The sequence below is a fragment of the Chloroflexota bacterium genome (genome assembly GCA_016887485.1).
Taxonomy (GTDB): domain Bacteria; phylum Chloroflexota; class Anaerolineae; order Anaerolineales; family Anaerolineaceae; genus Brevifilum.
The window spans coordinates 594,649-612,820 of sequence record CP069394.1; the positions used below are offsets into that span (position 1 = coordinate 594,649).

Consider the following 18,172-nt stretch of genomic DNA (forward strand, 5'->3'; position numbering starts at 1 on the left):
TGTCACCTTCGGCAGCACTGATCCACTCGATGCGGAAGCGGCCTTCAGTCATATCCATTCTCTCGAACATCTTCTTGAGCCGGGAGGCACGCTTAGCACCGACGATCTGACCGGTGATGTAGTGGCAGTCCTGAGGATGGCAGCCGGAATAAAGCACGCCGCCGGCACCCAGCCGGAATGCTTCATAGATGAAGTCGCTATCCATCCGGGCGGAGCACATGACCTTCATACCGCGTTCATTCGCCGTATAGTCAAAGTGACTGGTTCCGGCGAGGTCCGCGCCACCATAGGAGCACCAATGGCAGCGGAAAGCGAGGATTTTCTCTTCCGGCTTGTCGGCCAGAAGGGCTCGCATCTGCGCCAGGATTTGGGCATCCGTGTAGTGCAATTGGGTGATGGCGTCCTCGGGGCATTCGGCCACACAACCACCGCAACCGTGGCATTTGGCGGTGATGATCTCAGCGGCTTTATCGCCTTCAATCTTCACAGCACCATAGGGGCAGGCTTTGACGCATAAGCCGCAAGCCCGGCCTTTGGTTTCCGCTGAACAGCGATCCGGCCAGACAACCGCAACGGTCGGTTCGATCTCCCATTCTTCCGAATGGAGAATACGGCTGGCACGGGCTGCTGCCGCAGAACCCTGGGCAACGCTGTTGGGGATGTCTTTCGGACCCTGGCAGGCACCGGCAAAGAAGATACCGTCGGTGGGGCTGTCCATTGGGCGCAGCTTGGGATGGTATTCCATGAACCAGCCGCCGGGGCTCTGGGCCACATTCAACACGGAGCTCATATGGTTCTGATCCGGTTGGGGAATGGCAGCCTGGTTCAACATGACCATGTCATATTCTTTTTCGGTCACCAAACCTAAACCCATGTCTTCTGCATGGACGATGAGGTTATGGGTTTCGGGATCTTCGGTGATCAGGCTTGGGCGGCCTTGACTGAAATGGATCCCCATTTCGCGGGCACGGTCATAGAATTCCTCATAACCTTTGGAAGGTGTGCGGATATCGATGTAGTAGATGGTGATATCCACTTCAGGGTGCATCTGCTTGAGCAGTACGGCATTCTTGATGGAATACATACAGCAGAAGTTGGAGCAGGAGGAATTGTAGCGTTTATCCCGTGAGCCGACACAGTTGATGAAGGCCAATGTCTTGGGGGACTTATGGTCACTGGGGCGGATAAGGTCACCGGCCGTTGGGCCGGCAGAGTTGTTGAGCCGCTCCATCTCCATGGCGGTGATCACGTTGGGATAGCGGGAATAGCCATATTCGTCCATCACACTCGGATCGAAATGACCGAAGCCCGTGGCCACGATGATGGCGCCGATATCTTCTTCCACCAGTTTGTCTTCCTGGCTGAAGTCAATCGCTTCCAATGCGCCGCAGGCATCCACGCATTTATAGCAGTGAATGCAGTTCTCCATATCAATGGAGTAGATTAACGGGACAGACTGGCTCATCGGCACATAGGCCGCCTTACGGGGAGCCAGGTTCATATCAAAATAGTTGGGAACTTCTACAGGGCAAGCTAGCGTGCAGGCACCGCAACCGTTACAGCGGTCCGCACGGACATACTTGGCTTTTTCCCGAAGGGTTACTTTGAAATTTCCGACAAATCCTTCAACCTTTTCAACTTCGGTGAAGGCTCTCACATCAACTAGGGGCTGACGCGCCGCGTCAACCATTTTAGGTGCGAGTATTCATATACTACAGTCCATGGTGGGGAAGGTCTTGTTGAGCTGAGCCATGACCCCACCGATTGTCGGTTCCTTTTCTACGAGAATGGTATGAATGCCCTGTTCAGCCAGGTCCAGGGAAGCGCTGATGCCAGCCACGCCGCCGCCAATGACCATTGCTTTTTGGGTCACAGGGACGTTGATCATGTCGAGTTCAGTCAGGAAGCGGACCTTGGCAACTGCTGAGGCTGTCAGGTCTTTAGCTTTGGCCAGTGCGCCTTCTCGGTCATGACCATGGGCCCAGGTGCATTGCTCCCGGATGTTGGCCATTTCCATCAGGAAGGGGTTCAATCCCGCTTCGGCAACCGCAGCCCTGAAGGTGGGTTCGTGCATCCTGACAGAGCAGGCTGAGACCACAACCCGGTTGAGATTGTATTTCTTGATGTCTTCTTTGATCAGCCGCTGGCCTGAATCAGCACAGGCATACAATGTGTCGGTCGCCCGGACGACATCCGGCAGACCTTCAGCGAATTCGACCACTTCTTTGGGCGGGATGACACCGGCGATATTACTGCCGCAGTGGCAGACATAAACCCCAATTCGGAGTTCTTCTTCAGGCACTTCGTTGGGTTTTTCGCTCATCGAGGATCCTTGGCTTTGGATGGGAAGTTCAAAGATTCTTTAACCAGTTTATGCCGGGTGCGTTGTGACCTCTGATCGGGAGTGGTGTATTCCAGAGCGTCCTTCGGACAGATCTTGACACATTGCGGGCCGTCTTCGATGTCCTCGCACTGATTGCAAAATTCCGCCAGTTTCGTAGCGTGGTTGATCGAGATCGCACCGAAATCGCAGGCTTCAATGCACCAGGCACAACCGTCACATTTCTGCGGGTCAATCCGGATGATACCAGATTCGGTATCCTGAGTCAGGGCGTCACGGGTGCAGGCGCTCACGCAGGGTGCATTTTCACAGGTGCGGCAGGCCACAGCCGTGATCAGGACTTCATCCACACGGACAGTCCGGATGCGGCTGCGATAGGAGTTGAACTCACCAGTCTTTGTATAGGAGCAAATGTACTCACAAAGTTGACAGCCAATGCATAATTCTGGATCACAAACGATGTATTTATATTTGGATGTAGAAGCAACCATTATTCTTCTCCTTAAACGCCGATCTCTTCAGCGACATCTGCCATTCCCAAATCAACGAGGAGTTGTTTGGGAATCAGGCCTTCTTCAGTCCAGCCTTTGGCTTTGAAATATAGCTGTTTCATATAATCTAATTCTTCATCTGTGACAACATGACCAGCTCCAGGACCCTTAGTCATTGGGTCGTGCTTCCACCGGTAGGGGATGTCGTCATCTTTTTCTGTCCACCCCTCTCGAATGTTAAAAGCTTTTTTGATTGTGTGAGCCCTAATTCCAATTAAGTCAACATCATCATAATCAAAATTCCAACCTGTTGTGGCATTGATTAGTTTAGCGATTGCCGGCCAGGCGCCTGCACGATCAGCTTTTCCTGTGAAGCAGCGTCGAATGAATTTGCACATCGGCAGCGAGTCATAAACAGCGGCATATTCTTCTGAACGAGACGCAACAACACCTCTGGTTTCATCAACGGTATAACGATTTGTTTCTCCTTTGATATCTGGATCATATGCAGCAGATCGATTATGGCAACCCCCTCGTGTGCCAACGGCAAGACCCATCGCAAACGTTTTTAATGATCTTGCATCATAACCTGGGCATTCCAGTCCCTTAATATTCATTGCCCATTTCCAGGATTCGGAATTTCGTTCATTGTCGATTTTCTTCGACGCTATCCTGGTACCCTCTGCTAAAAGTTCGCCAATTCCTTCCTTGTCACGAATCAGTTCAGCTAATGTGACCCCGGCTTCTCCATTACCAAAACATGGCTCAAAACCATCCGGATATTTTTTGCATCGGAAATCATCTTTTTTCAATACACCGCGTTCAAAACATTCCATTGTATATGATATGGTGACTCCCATGCTCATGGTATCCATACCACTTCTATCAGAAATATCTACCATTCTAATGGCTGCGGTCATATCTCCAATACCACAGTTTGAACTTACTGCTTGCAAGCATTCATATTCAATGCCTGTCATTGAACCTGCAAATGGCCCTTTCTTAACCATCGACATTTGCTCACAAGCGATCGGACATTGCGCACAAGCGATGACTTTAACTTTATGATGCTCATCCAGGTATTCTCCGCTGACCAACTCTGCAAACTCAAATGTTCCTTCCTGATAATTTCGAGTTGGAAGGAATCCTTCCTTATTAGCATTGAGTACATTCGTTGAGGTTCCATAAATTCGATATTTCTCGGTGTTCTTACCCTGAGCTGCTTCAGTAATATCAAAGGACAATTTGAGCAGCGTATCGGGATCTGCAACGGTAACCCCATGAGTGCCGCGGAAGGAGACAGCCTTGAGTTTCTTGCTGCCCCAGACAGCGCCATGGCCTGTGCGGCCTGCCTGGCGTCCGTCGTTGGTGACATTGCCGAAGCGAACCATATTCTCGCCGGCTGGGCCGATGGTCGCAGAACGGATCTGATCATCGCCGAATTCTTCACGGATGGCTTCTTCGGTTTCATAAGTACCCAGACCGAGGAGGTTGTCCGCGGGCAGGAATTCCACGCGATCATCATCAATGAAGACGTGGACCCATTTATCGCTGGTGTTATGGATGACCACACCATCCCATTGAGCACGTTTCATGGCGATGCACAGCCAGGAACCGGATAGACTGTCGCCGATGAAACCTGTCAGGGGGGATTTGGAAGCCAAGCCATATTTCCCACCGACCGGAACCGGGGTGCCTGCGAATATGCCATTCGCGAAGCAAACCGGATTTCCCGGATCATAGGCATCGCAGCCGACTTCGATGTTCTCCCAACAAAGTCGTGTAGCCATTGCGACGCCGCCAATATAAAGCTTGTACCAATCTTCTGGCTTGTCTTCGGCCCAATGTGTTCGTTCTTTTAGGTCGATGTGCAGAATTTTACCGCTGTAACCGTACATTCGAGTTCTCTCCTAGTGACGAATCGTATAACTGAAATGTGGTAGCAAGTGTCAATTGCCCAGTTGATTTACGAAAATGGTTGATATCTTCACTTAGTCTCTTAACCAATAAAATTTGACCATACTATATTTATACATACGGCTAAATAACCAAAATAGTGAGGGATGTAATTATCCTCTCTGTACAATATCAACTTTTAATTTTTTTATTTTTGATTTATTGAGCCGGAACAATTTTACCACAGGCATTTGAATCTAAGGGATGGAGATGTGGTCAAAGGGTATATCGCTGACACGATACCATCCAATCTCAGGAAAGAGCTGCGAGGTTTGCGCGCGGTAGTGAGCGTGTTGGGTGAAAAGGGGTTGCGGCTGGCCGAAATAGGTGGTTTGTCCATTATTTAGGACGATCACTGTGTCTGCCAAGAGGGCGGCGAATTCCACGTCGTGGGTCACGACCAGTATAGCTTTTTTCTGGCGTTTCCAGGATTGGAGCAACTGGACAAGCCTTTGTTTATTGCCATAGTCCAGGCCGCGGGTCGGTTCATCCAGCAGGATGACGGGCGGATTGTAGATTGTGATGGCGGCCAGGGCGACCCGCTGCCTTTCACCAACCGAGAGGTCACGGGGATAGGCGTTTGCCAGGTCGTCCAGGCCTAAATCATGGAGATGATGGAGCATTTCCTCCTGGGGCATCTCCAGGCCGTGATTTGCGAGAGTGACATTGAGCTCATCCAGAACGGATTCGGAGAATAGCAGGTCGTTGGGGTTTTGGGGGAGATAGGCGACCTGGCGGATGATCCTATTGAGGGATAGACTTTCAATGTCTTGTCCCATCACCTCTCGATTGCCCTGTGATGGCACCAAGCCTAACACTGACCTGAGCAGGGTGGTTTTGCCGGCGCCGTTGGGTCCCATCATGGCCAAGATTTCACCCTGGTTGATGGTGAGAGAGACTTGATCCAGAATTTGCCGGTTGTTGATGCTGACTGAGAGATCAATGACCTGTAAGGCCGGTTGTGATCCAGTTGGTTTTGCTAATTTGGGCCGCTTCACGGTTTCGTCAACCAGAACAGTTGGGAAATCCTCCGGTCGTACGGGCAGGGGGGAGAGGTTCAACGCTTTCCCGATTTGGATGAGTGGCGGAACCAGGTCCATCAGCGGGAGGATATCCTGAGGTTTACCTTCATGGGCTGTGCCATCGCCTGGCAGGTAAATCATGTGATTGACATAAGGCAAGACTCTCTCCAGCCGATGTTCGGAAAGGAGAATGGTCAGATCCAGACGGGTTTGGAGATCGAGAATGTAATGTAGGATGTCATCAGCTCCCTGCGGATCAAGCTGAGATGTCGGTTCGTCCAGGATAAGTAGGCGGGGTTCGGTCACCAAAGCACTGGCAATTGCAACACGCTGTTTTTCGCCGCCAGAGAGCGTTGCGATTTTTCTTTTTTGCAGCTCACCAATACCAAGAATGTCACAGACCGTATCCACCCTTGATTGCATCTCTGCTCGGTCGAGGCCAGAGCGTTCCAATGAAAAGGCGATCTCATCTTCCACCCGGTCATAGATGAACTGCGATTCTGGCTCCTGAAAGACAAAACTGACCCATTGGGCCATATTTTCCGGCCCTAATTGAGTGGGGTTCTGGCTAAAGACTTCCATTGTCCCGCTGATCACGCCACCGGTGAAGTGCGGTACCAACCCGTTCAGGCTGCGCAGGAGGGTTGACTTTCCACTGCCGGATGAGCCCGCCACGAGGGTCATGCTTCCCGTGGGGATCTGAAAGGAGATATCCTTGAGGATGGCTGCCTCGGACTGAGGATATTTGAAAGAGAGGTGGCTAATGGTGATCATGGTTGGGTATCAGAAGTAATGGAATCGCAGGAACCAGGCCAAGCAGCCATGCTGCGAGGGGCAGGGTGGGGAAGCTTAATGTCGGATAGGGTGTGAAAGATAAGAAGTCCCTATTTTGACTGACGATGAGGGCTGCCATGAAGATGAAGACCAAACCAAAAAGGATGATAGCGAAAATATCGCTCTTTTGCCACTGGTCTTTGTGAAGATGGACGATATGGACCTTTTTTGAAAGGGTGAGAAATATGAGGGCGATGATTAAAAAGGCGATCAGATATAAAGCCCAGCTGACCCAGGTTGGGTAGCTGAAAAGGGAGAGCAGCCAGCCCGAAAAGACCAGGAAAGTGGACAGGATTAGCAAAATGAGTGCTTTAGGGGAGTTTTGACCTTCATCTTGGACCTGAAATCCCCGGGCTGTCATTGATTCGGCAAGCTGGACGGCATTTTCGAGGCTGGTGACCATCAGTGGGATCAGAATAGGGAGCCAATCCGAGAGTTTCTTCATCGGATTCCCGCGGATCATCTGAGCCTCTTTAATCTGGGCCGTGCGTTCCTGAATAGAGGGGAAAAAAGTCAATGAAATCGTTGTGATCAACGTTAGCGGATAGAAAGCAGTGGGGATCAAATGGGTCAGCTGCTCAACCGAGAGGGCCTTGTTGAAGAGGGTGAAAGTGAGATAGAGAGAGCTGATCACCAGGCCGTTGATGGTGCCATGGAGCAGGCTCTCGAGGGTGAATTTCCCGCCGATCAGGAACCAATTATCAGGAAGTGAGAATAATGCCGTGTTGCCGGAATGGGTGAAGATGAAGTTGATGAGTGAAGAGAGAAACAGCATGGTGCCAATGAAACTCAGGTTTTGCCTCAGCCAGCGTTTACGGTTGCCAGGCTCAGTCATTCGAACGCCAAGTGCCAAGAGCAGTATCAGGATGAGGAGAAGCAGGAGCGGATTTCGGGTGGTGAGCAGAATGATGATGCCCGCCAACAACCACGCAAGCCAGGAAAAGGCAGTGGTCATGGCTGCTTTCCTTCCGGCAGGATTTCAAATGAGAAGCGTTGGTTGAAACGAGTAAAGATATTCAGGACGGGGCGGGCAAGGAAGGTGACGATCAGGATATTGCCGATTGAACGGGTGACATCCCAGACCACTGAGGTCGCCAGGTAGTAGGTGCCGTAGCGGCCGATGTTCTCGGCCAAAGTTGCGCCCTGGAACCAGGTCTGACCAGGTGCACCGCCGAGGAAGGGCCAGAACCAGAGGTTCATGATCGCGCCGTAGAGCATTCCCCAAATAGCGCTGAAGAAGGCCAGAAGAATAATCTCACTAGGTTTCCCTGTGACATGCAGGCGTCTGAACAAGGGCTTCAGTATGCCGGCGCTTTGACCGACCCAGCCTGCGGTGATCATCTGCCCGGGAAGCCAGGGGCCAACACCGCCGGTGATCAGCCCTGAAATGAGCATGGTCATCGCGCCCATCAGGAATCCCACTCGACCGCCAAAGAAGTAACCGGTCAGAATGATCAAAAAGAAGATCGGGCTGAATCCGGCAGGCCCTGGGATAGCCGTCTCAAGGAATCGAAGCCCGGCATTGAGGGCAATCAGAACGCCCAGGAATGCGATGAGCTTTGTGTTCAGGATGGTAGATTGTGCTTCGAAGAGGATGATCAGGACACAGAGAACGATAATCAGACTGACCATCACGGGAAAAGACGAGCTTGAGAAGCTGGCATCCCTGGCTTGCGGCACCACAAAGGGCGCCAGCAAGCTCAGGAATCCCAGAAGGAAGACAAAGCTATTTACGAGCAGGCTTTGTATCCTGAATTTCATTATTTATTCTTCTTCGAGAAGCCCAAAACGACGATAACAATGATCACCGCCAGAATGCCTAAGATGATGATGGGCAGAATGGAGGGAGATTCGTTATCAATTTCGTCAGGTGCTGCTTCAGTTGGTGCAATCTCTACAGTTTCGGTCTCAGTAGTCGGCTCATCAGTAGCTTCGATGGCGGGTTCATCGGTGGCATCGAATGGTTCGGCCGGCACAAAGCTGTCGGTGCTGTCGTTGTAGAGGTCGCTGTAGGCGAGGTTGGGCTCGATGCTGTAGTTTTTGAGGAGCTCGCCGCTCTCACAAATGGTGCTCAACACCGGCAGGGTGTCAGGCGGCAGGGAGGGGAAGATCTCCCAACTGGTGAAGTGCCAGGCCACAACGGAACCTGGCAGAACGACTGAATCTCCTGCGCCGGTGCTCTCGAATGCCCATTGTTGACCATCCCAGTACCAATAAGACCAGTAATTGGTCTCACCATCGGCATTGGTAATCCCCAGGATGCTATTGATAAATCCTTCGGCATTGTCATATTCAAAACCGGAAGAATCCAGCAGGGTCAGGCCATCCATTGACTCCTCGCTCAACTGAACACAGGCGGATTGGGCCTCGCCATCGCCGGGATCAACGATGATCGCAGCGGTGTTTGTAGAGGTGGTATCCTCAGGTTGCATGATGAGGTCACCGCCAAAGAGGGCCAAAAGGGCGGATGCTGTTGACATCACGCTGTCATCGGAATATTCCCAGGAATAGACGAAGGACCCATTGGCTTTTTGGTAGGACATCAGGCTGGTGAGTGGGCCTCTGGCACTGGCTGTCTGCCAATCTTCAATGGATTCACCCAGAGCATTGAGCGCCATGACGACATAGGCAGTCGTGCTTGAATCACCCCAGCCGCCATCGTCTTCCTGGGTGTTATGGAGGTAGGCGACAGCAGCCTGGATAATCGGATCTGATGTTAGATAGCCTGCGGCTAACAAGGCCTGAATTGCAAGAGAAGTATCCACTGGAGAGGATGAGACAAAGCCTGCACGGTATCTCCACCCTCCGTCTTCACGTTGTAAACTTGCCAGGGTTGAGATTGCACCGCTTGGAATTGAACTTCCTGCTGCTGCCAGCCCAAGGATGCTCATTGCTTGTTGCAAAGTATCGTGTGGCTCGCCAAACGACTTTGTGGTTTCATTATAATTTTCCAGCAGTCGTTCGGGGAGGTTCACGCCAGCGAAATCTTCTGGGTCCTCGCCCAGGGCATTAATGCCGAGAATTGCTACGCCAATGGAACCAGGTCCAGTCTCAAGATAGGTTTCCAGGTTGGCTATAAGATAATTTTGGGTGGAGGTGCCTTCTCTTTGGAGGGTGGCAGGCTGCCAGCCCGCAGCATCAAGCGCCATAATGACATCAATAGTTGTGCGAGCCGATTCCCATCCGCCAGCGGAATCCTGTGCGGCCACAAGGAAATCAAAGGCCTCACTGGCCTGGACGAGGTCGCCAAGTCCATAGAGGGGCTGACCGGAAAGGCCCAGAAGGGCATCGGCTGTTGAATAGGCATTGCCGTAATCGCCGCCGATCAATCCACTTTCCTGTTGAAGAGCTTGCAGGGCTGAAATGGGATTGCCGCCTTCCAGCTGCCAGTTATTAGTCATGGGAAGGTCGCCAACTGCGGCAATCGCCTGGAGCATCGCACTGGTGGTGCTGGCGTTGGTTGTGGAATCCCATTCAGTCTGCCAGCCACCAACATCGTTCTGTTGGTCCTGCATGTAGGTGATGGCAGCTGTGATGGGCTCTGAGGTGTTGTCATAAAAACCGGTCGCTGCCAGAGCTAAGATGGCAACCGGCGTTGTGTCAAGATAGCTGCCGTAGCCATCATTCCAGCGGCCTTCGTCATCCTGGGCTTCGGCTAACCAGACTGCGGCCTCCGAAGGGATGGAGAAATTATTGGCGACCAGGCCCAAAATGGCCCAGAGCTGATCGGTGACATTGTCAACCGTTGCAGTGCCATAAATACCGGTGTTGAGATCGTATTGTTCATTGACCAGATAGAGCAGATCCGTTCCCTGGTCACCAAAATTGTGGGGATCAGCGTTAGCTGCGGCAATGGCTGTGAGCAACTGACCCGCACGGGCGACATTGAAGCCAGGGGTTTCGGTTGCTTCCTGGTTCACCCATTGGATACCCTCAGATGCGAGATAATCAATGGGGCTCAGGCCCTCAGAGCTGACCAGCCGGTCCTGGGTTGTATTGTTGGCAGCCATTGCCAAAACAGCTCGCAAGGTTGCAGCAGCGCTGGAGGATTCATCAAACCACTGGATGCCGCCATCCGGATTGATCTGAGTGGATAAATAGTCGAATGCTGATTCAATGACTTTCTCCATCGAACTCTGGGCGGCAGCGGATGGAACAGGCGCTGCCATAACCGAAGAGATCGGCCTGGCTAACAAGCCAAGAATCACAGCGAGGGTGAAAACAAAAGACGTAATCCGGGATTTCATTAACCAACTCCTTATTTAATAAAAATGACCTTACGGGAAAAGGTCATTAAACCAGTTCCGCCCAGATGGGCGGAAAGGGAAGTCGGCTGGTGTTGCGATAGCCGATACCCAACTTTCCTTTCCACGAAGTTTTTGGGTCATAAAGGGCGGGTTATCGGACTTCGCCAAATTGGCGTTACCGTTGCGGGACAGTGCTGGACTTGCACCAGCTTCCCCCCTTACGCACCTTGCATCCGGGCATAGGTGCACCCTTTATGGCTTTTTCATTTGTAAAATTCATTCTAAATGGCGCAGAGTATTTTGTCAATAAGAAAGGCAGCCTGATCGATCAGGCTGCCTTTTGAAGTGCTTTTTAAGTGTTGTTTTACTGAACCGTGATTGAAACCAGGTCCTTGACGTTCAGTTTGCCGGACATGTCGGGCATCACGGTGCGCAGGCTGCCTTCATCAAAACCAACAATACAATTGGCGCAGGCCATCAGTTCTTCGACGGTGATGCTGGCTTCGTAACCATCAGCAGCGGTGAAGGTGACCTCTGTGCCGGAAGCAGCGCCAGCGTCTGAGAGAAGGGCGGAAAGCAGCACACCTTCATAGGTGGTGACAACGCCGTCTTTGCCGGTGTAGTCCACAGAAGTGGTGCCGAGGGCTTCGAGGCCGCTCTGGGTGTAGGAAGCTTCGTTTACGGTCAGGATGGCGGCTTCTTCGGTGGCCTGGGCTTGAGGGGTGCAGGCGGTGATCAGGGCGATCAAAACGAGCAGGGTTGTAATTAAGGTTGTCTTCTTCATGGTTATTCCTTTAAAAATACTTTGTTTTTTTTATTACGGATTGACGATAATTTCCGTGATCTGGAACACCCAGCGATTGGCGGGGGTGGTCGGGAAGACCAGGCGGATTGGGCCGGCATCCGGATCAGCTTCGGTGATCCATGCGCCGCCCTGCTTTATGGCAACAATGCCATTAACCGCTTCGTCTTTGGAGATTTCGATGGCATAACCATCAGCAGCAATGGCTGTGAGGGTGCTGTAATCTGCAGGTGCACCGGCTTCTTCGAGTAAGGTTGCCAGATCAACGCCGCTGAATGAGCGGACTTCATCTTCGCCACGTGATTTTTCCATCAGGACGTCGTCCAGACTCACAAAATCCATAGCCGCCAGGTCTGCATAGGAGAGGGTCAGGGGATTGGTGACCTCTCCACTAATTTTCAGGGTCCAATCGACATTAGGCACACTGTTGCACGCGGAGAGCAGCAATGGAATGACGAAGAGCAGGATCCAGGTAAATTTCTTGGTACTTTTTAACATTATTCTTCCTCCTTATTTTTGGATGAATGTAACAGGTATGAGCATATCAGCGGCTGTAAGCGTACCGTGGTTACCGCCATCTGCGGTTGTGTGCATGCCGTGATCGGCCAGAATGATGATGAGGGTGTCACTTGGTAACATATCAACAATATCGGCGATGTATCCATCGACCCGGATCAGGGCAGTCTCGTATTCGGGTGAATTATCGCCATATTCATGACCCATGTCATCAATTTCATGGAAATGGATATACAGCAGGTGCGGCAGGTTATTCTGGATCACTTCCATTGCGTTCAGATAAACGTTGTCATCGGACCAGCCGTTATTATCCCGGTCTCCGCTTAGGATCACTTCAGCATTGCGAAGGTTGAAAGGCAGGCTGGCACCTTCAACCGCTATTGCCATTTTTCCGTTATCCGTGACGATATCAAATAGGGTGGTCAATTCTGTTGAGCGGTAGCCGTAGCCATAAACACCGTTATTGGCCGCAATGGTGCTGGTGAATAAAGCAGCCGAAGCGGATGTGGTAATTGGGGGGTAGATGCTTATGCCACAATTGATCTTGTCCTGGCTGGCGAAGAAGGGCTGCTCTCCGGCAGCGACCATGGATTGGAGTTTGTCGTATTGAGTGCCATCCGTGAGGATGATGACCACCTGTTGGGCAGAAGTAGTGAGCTGGGGTTGGCCATGCGCTTCTGGCAAGCTGGGGAGACCCAGGGCTGACAAAACGGTTGGGCTGATGTCGAGAATCGAGAGATCAACCCCCGACAGTCTCTTTGACGGAGTCACCTCAATCGAGGTGGGCTGATAGGCGACCTCACCGATGGTCAACGTGCCGTTGGGGGAGAGAGTGGTTTCTTCTGCAATCTCATCCCAGATGAAGGTCAGGGACTCGGTATTTTCCATGGTCAAAGTGATCTGGTCAATCAGGGTAAAGCCATTATCAAAGAAGAACTGACCGAGGGGGACGGTTTGGATCTCTTCGTCGGAGGTGTCGATGTAGAAGGCTACATTATCGGCCGTAATTGAGCTAACTGCGTCCGAGTTTTCATTGATGGTAATCGCCCACGTCGCTTGGCATGCTGTGCCAATGAAAAGGAGCAGGATCAGTATGGGGAGGAGTAATTTCTTTCGTGTAGGCATAAATTAATTCGATTCTATTGAGGTGATATCCACCAGCCAGGCACTTCTGCCGCGGGCTGGCAGGACGAGGGTGATGGAGTCGTGATCCATGGCGAGGACAGCGCCTTCAATTTCATCACCCGAAAGTTCAATGGTCTCACCGTGGCTATCGGTGACCGTGATGGACTCAGGGTTGGCGTTAACCAGCAGGGGAGCCAGCAGCGCACCTTCGATCCAATTGGCGGTGGTGGCATGGCTCAGGTTGCCTTCATCATCCGCAAGCATCACATCGGTGCTTTCCACGGGCAGCCGGACGGTTGCACCGATCAAAAGGCGGCCAATAGAGGTTTTGTTGCTGTCAATGGTGAGTGGTGTATCGACACCCACGACAACAATCCGGGTGATGCCTTTCAGCCAGCTTGAAGCGTGAAGGGTTTCAGAGGCAAACCGAACACCGTCCACATAGGGCACCAACATGGCGGTTTCATCGATATATTCGGATTCGATTGTGGTTTCGCCGCCGTCATTGGTGATGAAGGTGACGGATTCATATTCTTCAACGCCGTTCTGGGCGAGTAAATCCTGCACTGTAATATGGGTGCCGGCATTTTCCTGATTGGGCAGGACCTCATTAATCCGGATGAAGGAAGGATCGGGGACATCGCCGGTCAGATCAATCACTGCATAGAACTGGATACCTGCCATTTCAACAGCGCCGTGATCATCGTGGCATGTCGTGCAGTCGTGGAATTCAGCGCCATCATGGCATTCTGCGCACTCGTTCATTTTGACGCCTTCTTCCCAGAGGGCGCCAAAGGAAAATTCCTTAATCAGAGCCACTGGCATCGGTTTGGTTGTGATCAGGATCAGGACGATCACTGCCAGGGCCAATACAAGGCCGATGGCAAGAAAGAGTATCCAGGGTTTGGGTTTCGTCTCCATAGGGTTTATAGCCTTCCTCCATAGTTGACAACGAGAATGAATGTGGAAAGGGCTACCAATAAAAGATTGAAAATCAAGTCCCGATAACTCGGGATGACTCGATTGCGAAATGTGCGGGTACGATATTGACCGAACCCACGGCCTTCCATACTGAAAACCAGCTTATCCGCCCTCCGAAGAGCGCTGATCAGCAATGGTGTCATGAATTGTCGCACAAGCAAGGGGATGCGTTTCAGGCTGCCCTGGTCATAACGTACACCTCGGACCAATTGGGCCTGATAGATCGTCTGGCCTTCATCTTCGAGGATGGGTGCCAGGCGTAAGGCTGTGATCAGCATAAAACCGAAGCGATAGGGGAGACCGGCTTTCATCAGGGCGTAAGCCAGGTCCGAAGGGTTGGTGGTGATGATGAATAAATAACTCATTAGCACAATGGCGAGGAAGCGGCTGCTGAAAAGAAGGCCGGAATCGATGCCACTTTGTGTGATTTTGAAGTGTTTGATCCCAGGATCCCACAGCACAACTCCGGTCTTTTCAAATAAGAGGTAGACGACGAAGAGGAATATCCCAGTGAAAAAGACCAGCCTGAAACCGCGCACTTTCCAAATTTGAGGACAGAGCCAGATCAGTGATATCAAGGCAAGAAGTGCTAGGAGAAAAGTCAGCAAGCCTTTGGTGACGATTAGCACCAAGGCGGAGAGTAATAAGAGCCAGATAAGTTTATCCAGAGGATAGAGCTGGTGGAAGAAGCTGTTGCCGGGTTGGAAGGTCAGTTTACGCAATTTGACCTCCTGCAATGGTGTTGGGAATAAAGGCACCGTATCCCTGGGTGGCAATTACTTCGAAAGCTTTTGCGGTAGGTGCATTGACTTGAATCTCGCCCTGATTCATGAAAATCACCCGGTCACAATAACGGTTGGTCAGTCCGGGGTGGTGATTGACCAGCAGGACGGTGTTGCCCTGTTCACAATAGGCTTTCAGGCGCTGCATCCATAACCTGGCGTTCTCCAGGTCCTGCCCAATCAACATTTCATCAATAAGCAGGATTTTTGGGTCATGCAGGATGAGGCTGACCAAATTCAGACGCCGTTTTTCACCGTAGCTCAGGCTTTGGGGGTGACGGTCCAACTCGCCTGCCAATCCCATTTTTACCAGCCATGACATTGCCTCGGCCTCTTTTTTCGGCGTTGAGAACCTGAGGTTTTCCAATGTGAAAAGGGCTTCTTCCCAGATGGAAGCAGTAAAAAGCTGGTGGTCGGGATTTTGGAAGATAAAACCTATCTTGCGCACCAGGTCGGATGTTTTAAGTTTGGAAAGGTCCTGTCCGAAGCCGAATTTTGATCCTCCCGTTGGCTGGATGAGTCCCATGATCGTCAGGAGCAGGCTGGTTTTGCCACTGCCGTTCGGCCCCATCAGGCCGATGAACTCACCGGGATATAGGTCAAGATTGATGACGTTGAGAATAGTCTTGTCGTGAATGGACAGAGTGATATCTGAAAGTGAAAGCAGTGGCTCTTGAGTAGCCCCTGATTTGGGTGATAAGCTTTCCTGTTGTTGGGGTTCCAACTCAGTGGTCATCCTTTTCATGAAGGCGAGAATGGATTCTTCTTCCTCAATTTTGCCCTGTTCCATGACAATCACCTGGGGATCCAGATCAACGATCTGCAGGAGTTTGTGTTCAATGATGATGATGGTGAGACCGTGTTGTTCGGCCAGCAGATGCAAAGTCTCAAATATCTGTCGGGTGGCATCCGGATCCAGGTTTGAAGTCGGTTCATCCAGAATGAGCACATCCGGAGAGAGGGCCAGCATGGAGGCAATCGCCACTTTTTGTTTTTCGCCACCGGAAAGTGTTGCCAGATCACGCTCCAAAAGGTCTATTCCGTGGACAACGGTTAGAGCCGATTGGATCGCTGTTTCGATATCCGCTGGGGTTACCTGGCGGTTTTCCAGGCCAAAGGCGATTTCATCCTTGACCGTCAGAGTGCAGAACTGATCCTCGGGATTTTGTTGCACATATGCGACCCGTTCACTGGCGGCATATAGCGGCACCTGGGTCATATCGGTCTTATTGACCCAGATTTCGCCAGAGAAGTTGACTAAGTCATCCTGGAAGAGAAAGCCCGCAAGAGCTTTCGCCAGGGTGGACTTGCCGCATCCGGATTTTCCCGTGATGACCAGAAACTGACCCCGGTCAACTTGCAGGTTAACACCTTCCAGGGCAGGTTGTTGCCTGCCCGGATAGGTGTAGGAAAAATCGCGGATTTCGATAAAAGCCATAGCTTATTGAATGTCGATTTGAGTGACAGGGAATAAGACGACATCACCGGACATCTTCGCCAGCGCATAAGAAATGCTGTCTTCACCGATAACAGTGAAGAGGCGGAAGTCATCGTTTTGGTCCAGTTCATCCCAACTGAAAGTGATCTCTTCATCGCTGTTGTTGAATTGGAGCTCAATGGGGGTTTGCCCGGGGAAGGCTGCAGTGACGATCTTCCAGACAGCAACGCCCTGGAGCTTCTCAGAACCGTCAGGGAGTGCGATCTGGGTGCTGTCCATTTCGAACAACCAATCATCTGAGACAAAGATATATTCGCTGCCATCAATACAATGGAAAACTAATTGATCGGAGGTAATCACCGTCAGCCGGGCCACACCGCGAATCCAGGCTTTGCTGCTTTCCGGGCCAACCACATCAAAGGTCGAGTTCTTGCCGGAACCGCTTTGGACGATCAAGATGTTGTCGTTGGTGTTAAGTTCATCAAAACTGAGCAGGAAAGCATAACCATCGGTTGCTTCGATCAATAAAGTGTCCGCGTCCGGATCCGGGTCAGCTGCGGCAATGATGGCTTTGAGGGGATAACCGGTGTATTCGGAGAGGACGCCCTTATATTCCATCTGGAGGGTGGCTTTCTCAATTGTTACGTCCCTATCTGGGAACCCATAGGCTGCGGTCACCGTCCCATTGACGGAGATCTGTTCCGGCCCCTGAAGCTGAATTTTCAGGAAGACAGTCATCAGGATGGCAATAACAAAAACGCCAGACAGGACAGACCAGCCAATCCTGCGATTCTTCTGGGTGGGCTGTTCTGCCCGAACCACACCGGCCTTTGTTAGGGATTTGATCAGAAGTGAGGGGATTACACCGGCAAAAACACAACCGGAGGCAAAGGCGACCACGAAGAGCAGCCCAATGGCAGAGGCAGCGAGTATATTGGAAGGCAGGGTTGCGAAGATCTGGAATACCAGAATGTTGGAGCCTGAGGCCAGTCCGCCTGCAACCAGATAGGGTAGGAGATTGCGTTTGTTGCGGAAGATCAGGAAGCCGAAATCCACCAGCAAGCCTGCGACCAGATCAATCAAAAGGATGATGATCCCGTGGCTGTTACCGCTCATCAGCTCAACCGCACCTTTGAGGATGCCGGTCAGGGTGCCGGTTCCCGGTTTGCCGGTGATGGCAAAAGCAAGCACGATCCAGATCACATGTAAGCCTGCAGCCCATTGAGAGGCACCAGCAAAGCCCAGGATAGCCTGAACGGTATCACTGAGGGCATTGATATAGGTGCTGGCCACGCCGCCCAAGGCAGCCAGAACAGCCATGATGAGCAGGTCTCGGGTGGAGAAATAGAATTTATTCTTATTGGGACTTTGGGATTCCAACTCAAACGCTCCTTCGCATTTCTGGAAAGGAGCGGCTTTACATGACGCGCAAAATGGGATGGCGCGAGATGTTGACCATCTTCTTTCCAAACACGGGAGGCAAGGACGTTTCCATCCTTACCCTAACGGCCGGGATACCATAGCATGGCTTTAGGTAGCGTGGCTCGAAGATGTGATATTTTTCTCTCGGGCTTATTCTAACATAAGGTTGAAAATGGATGTAGAGCAAGGGCTGGATTAAACTGAATGCCCTCAAA

At 51.5% G+C, this 18,172-nt stretch carries 13 protein-coding genes, 1 pseudogene and 2 riboswitches; all 14 genes and pseudogenes read right to left on the reverse strand.

The window, feature by feature from the left end:
- Positions 1-325: 325 nt before the first annotated feature.
- Positions 326-2,323 (reverse strand): annotated as a pseudogene (locus tag JR338_02790) (CoB--CoM heterodisulfide reductase iron-sulfur subunit A family protein).
- On the reverse strand, positions 2,320-2,832 hold the full coding sequence (locus JR338_02795) for a 4Fe-4S dicluster domain-containing protein (GenBank protein ID QRN83699.1): 513 nt from the start codon (positions 2,830-2,832) through the stop codon (positions 2,320-2,322). The pseudogene JR338_02790 and the gene JR338_02795 overlap by 4 nt, the downstream one beginning before the upstream one ends.
- Before the next feature lie 11 nt (positions 2,833-2,843).
- On the reverse strand, positions 2,844-4,730 hold the full coding sequence (locus JR338_02800) for an aldehyde ferredoxin oxidoreductase family protein (GenBank protein QRN83700.1): 1,887 nt from the start codon (positions 4,728-4,730) through the stop codon (positions 2,844-2,846).
- 255 nt (positions 4,731-4,985) lie between these two features.
- A complete protein-coding gene (locus JR338_02805) occupies positions 4,986-6,584 on the reverse strand; it encodes an ATP-binding cassette domain-containing protein (GenBank protein QRN83701.1) in 1,599 nt (532 codons plus the stop codon).
- Entirely contained in the window at positions 6,571-7,599 is a 1,029-nt protein-coding gene (locus tag JR338_02810; GenBank protein ID QRN83702.1) for an energy-coupling factor transporter transmembrane protein EcfT, read from the reverse strand. Before JR338_02810 ends, JR338_02805 begins: the two co-directional genes overlap by 14 nt.
- Positions 7,596-8,405, reverse strand: coding sequence for an ECF transporter S component (locus JR338_02815; GenBank protein ID QRN83703.1), 810 nt, complete (start codon positions 8,403-8,405; stop codon positions 7,596-7,598). Before JR338_02815 ends, JR338_02810 begins: the two co-directional genes overlap by 4 nt.
- Positions 8,405-10,891: a hypothetical protein gene (locus JR338_02820; GenBank protein ID QRN83704.1), complete on the reverse strand. Its 2,487-nt coding sequence runs from the start codon at positions 10,889-10,891 to the stop codon at positions 8,405-8,407. The genes JR338_02815 and JR338_02820 overlap by 1 nt, the downstream gene beginning before the upstream one ends.
- A gap of 127 nt (positions 10,892-11,018) precedes the next feature.
- A riboswitch (cobalamin riboswitch) is annotated at positions 11,019-11,159 on the reverse strand.
- A 96-nt stretch (positions 11,160-11,255) separates the two neighbouring features.
- Entirely contained in the window at positions 11,256-11,675 is a 420-nt protein-coding gene (locus JR338_02825; protein ID QRN83705.1) for a hypothetical protein, read from the reverse strand.
- A 33-nt stretch (positions 11,676-11,708) separates the two neighbouring features.
- Positions 11,709-12,191 (reverse strand): molybdopterin-dependent oxidoreductase, encoded by a 483-nt coding sequence (locus tag JR338_02830; GenBank protein ID QRN83706.1) that lies wholly within the window; start codon positions 12,189-12,191, stop codon positions 11,709-11,711.
- Between the two features lie 12 nt (positions 12,192-12,203).
- Positions 12,204-13,334 (reverse strand): alkaline phosphatase family protein, encoded by a 1,131-nt coding sequence (locus tag JR338_02835; GenBank protein ID QRN83707.1) that lies wholly within the window; start codon positions 13,332-13,334, stop codon positions 12,204-12,206.
- A gap of 3 nt (positions 13,335-13,337) precedes the next feature.
- Positions 13,338-14,255 (reverse strand): hypothetical protein, encoded by a 918-nt coding sequence (locus JR338_02840; protein ID QRN83708.1) that lies wholly within the window; start codon positions 14,253-14,255, stop codon positions 13,338-13,340.
- Positions 14,256-14,260: 5 nt separating this feature from the next.
- Positions 14,261-15,037: an energy-coupling factor transporter transmembrane protein EcfT gene (locus tag JR338_02845; protein QRN83709.1), complete on the reverse strand. Its 777-nt coding sequence runs from the start codon at positions 15,035-15,037 to the stop codon at positions 14,261-14,263.
- Positions 15,030-16,535, reverse strand: coding sequence for an ATP-binding cassette domain-containing protein (locus JR338_02850; protein ID QRN83710.1), 1,506 nt, complete (start codon positions 16,533-16,535; stop codon positions 15,030-15,032). Before JR338_02850 ends, JR338_02845 begins: the two co-directional genes overlap by 8 nt.
- Positions 16,536-16,538: 3 nt before the next feature.
- Positions 16,539-17,915, reverse strand: a complete 1,377-nt coding sequence (locus JR338_02855) for an ECF transporter S component (protein ID QRN83711.1) — start codon at positions 17,913-17,915, stop codon at positions 16,539-16,541.
- Between the two features lie 63 nt (positions 17,916-17,978).
- A riboswitch (molybdenum cofactor riboswitch) is annotated at positions 17,979-18,097 on the reverse strand.
- Positions 18,098-18,172 lie beyond the last annotated feature (75 nt).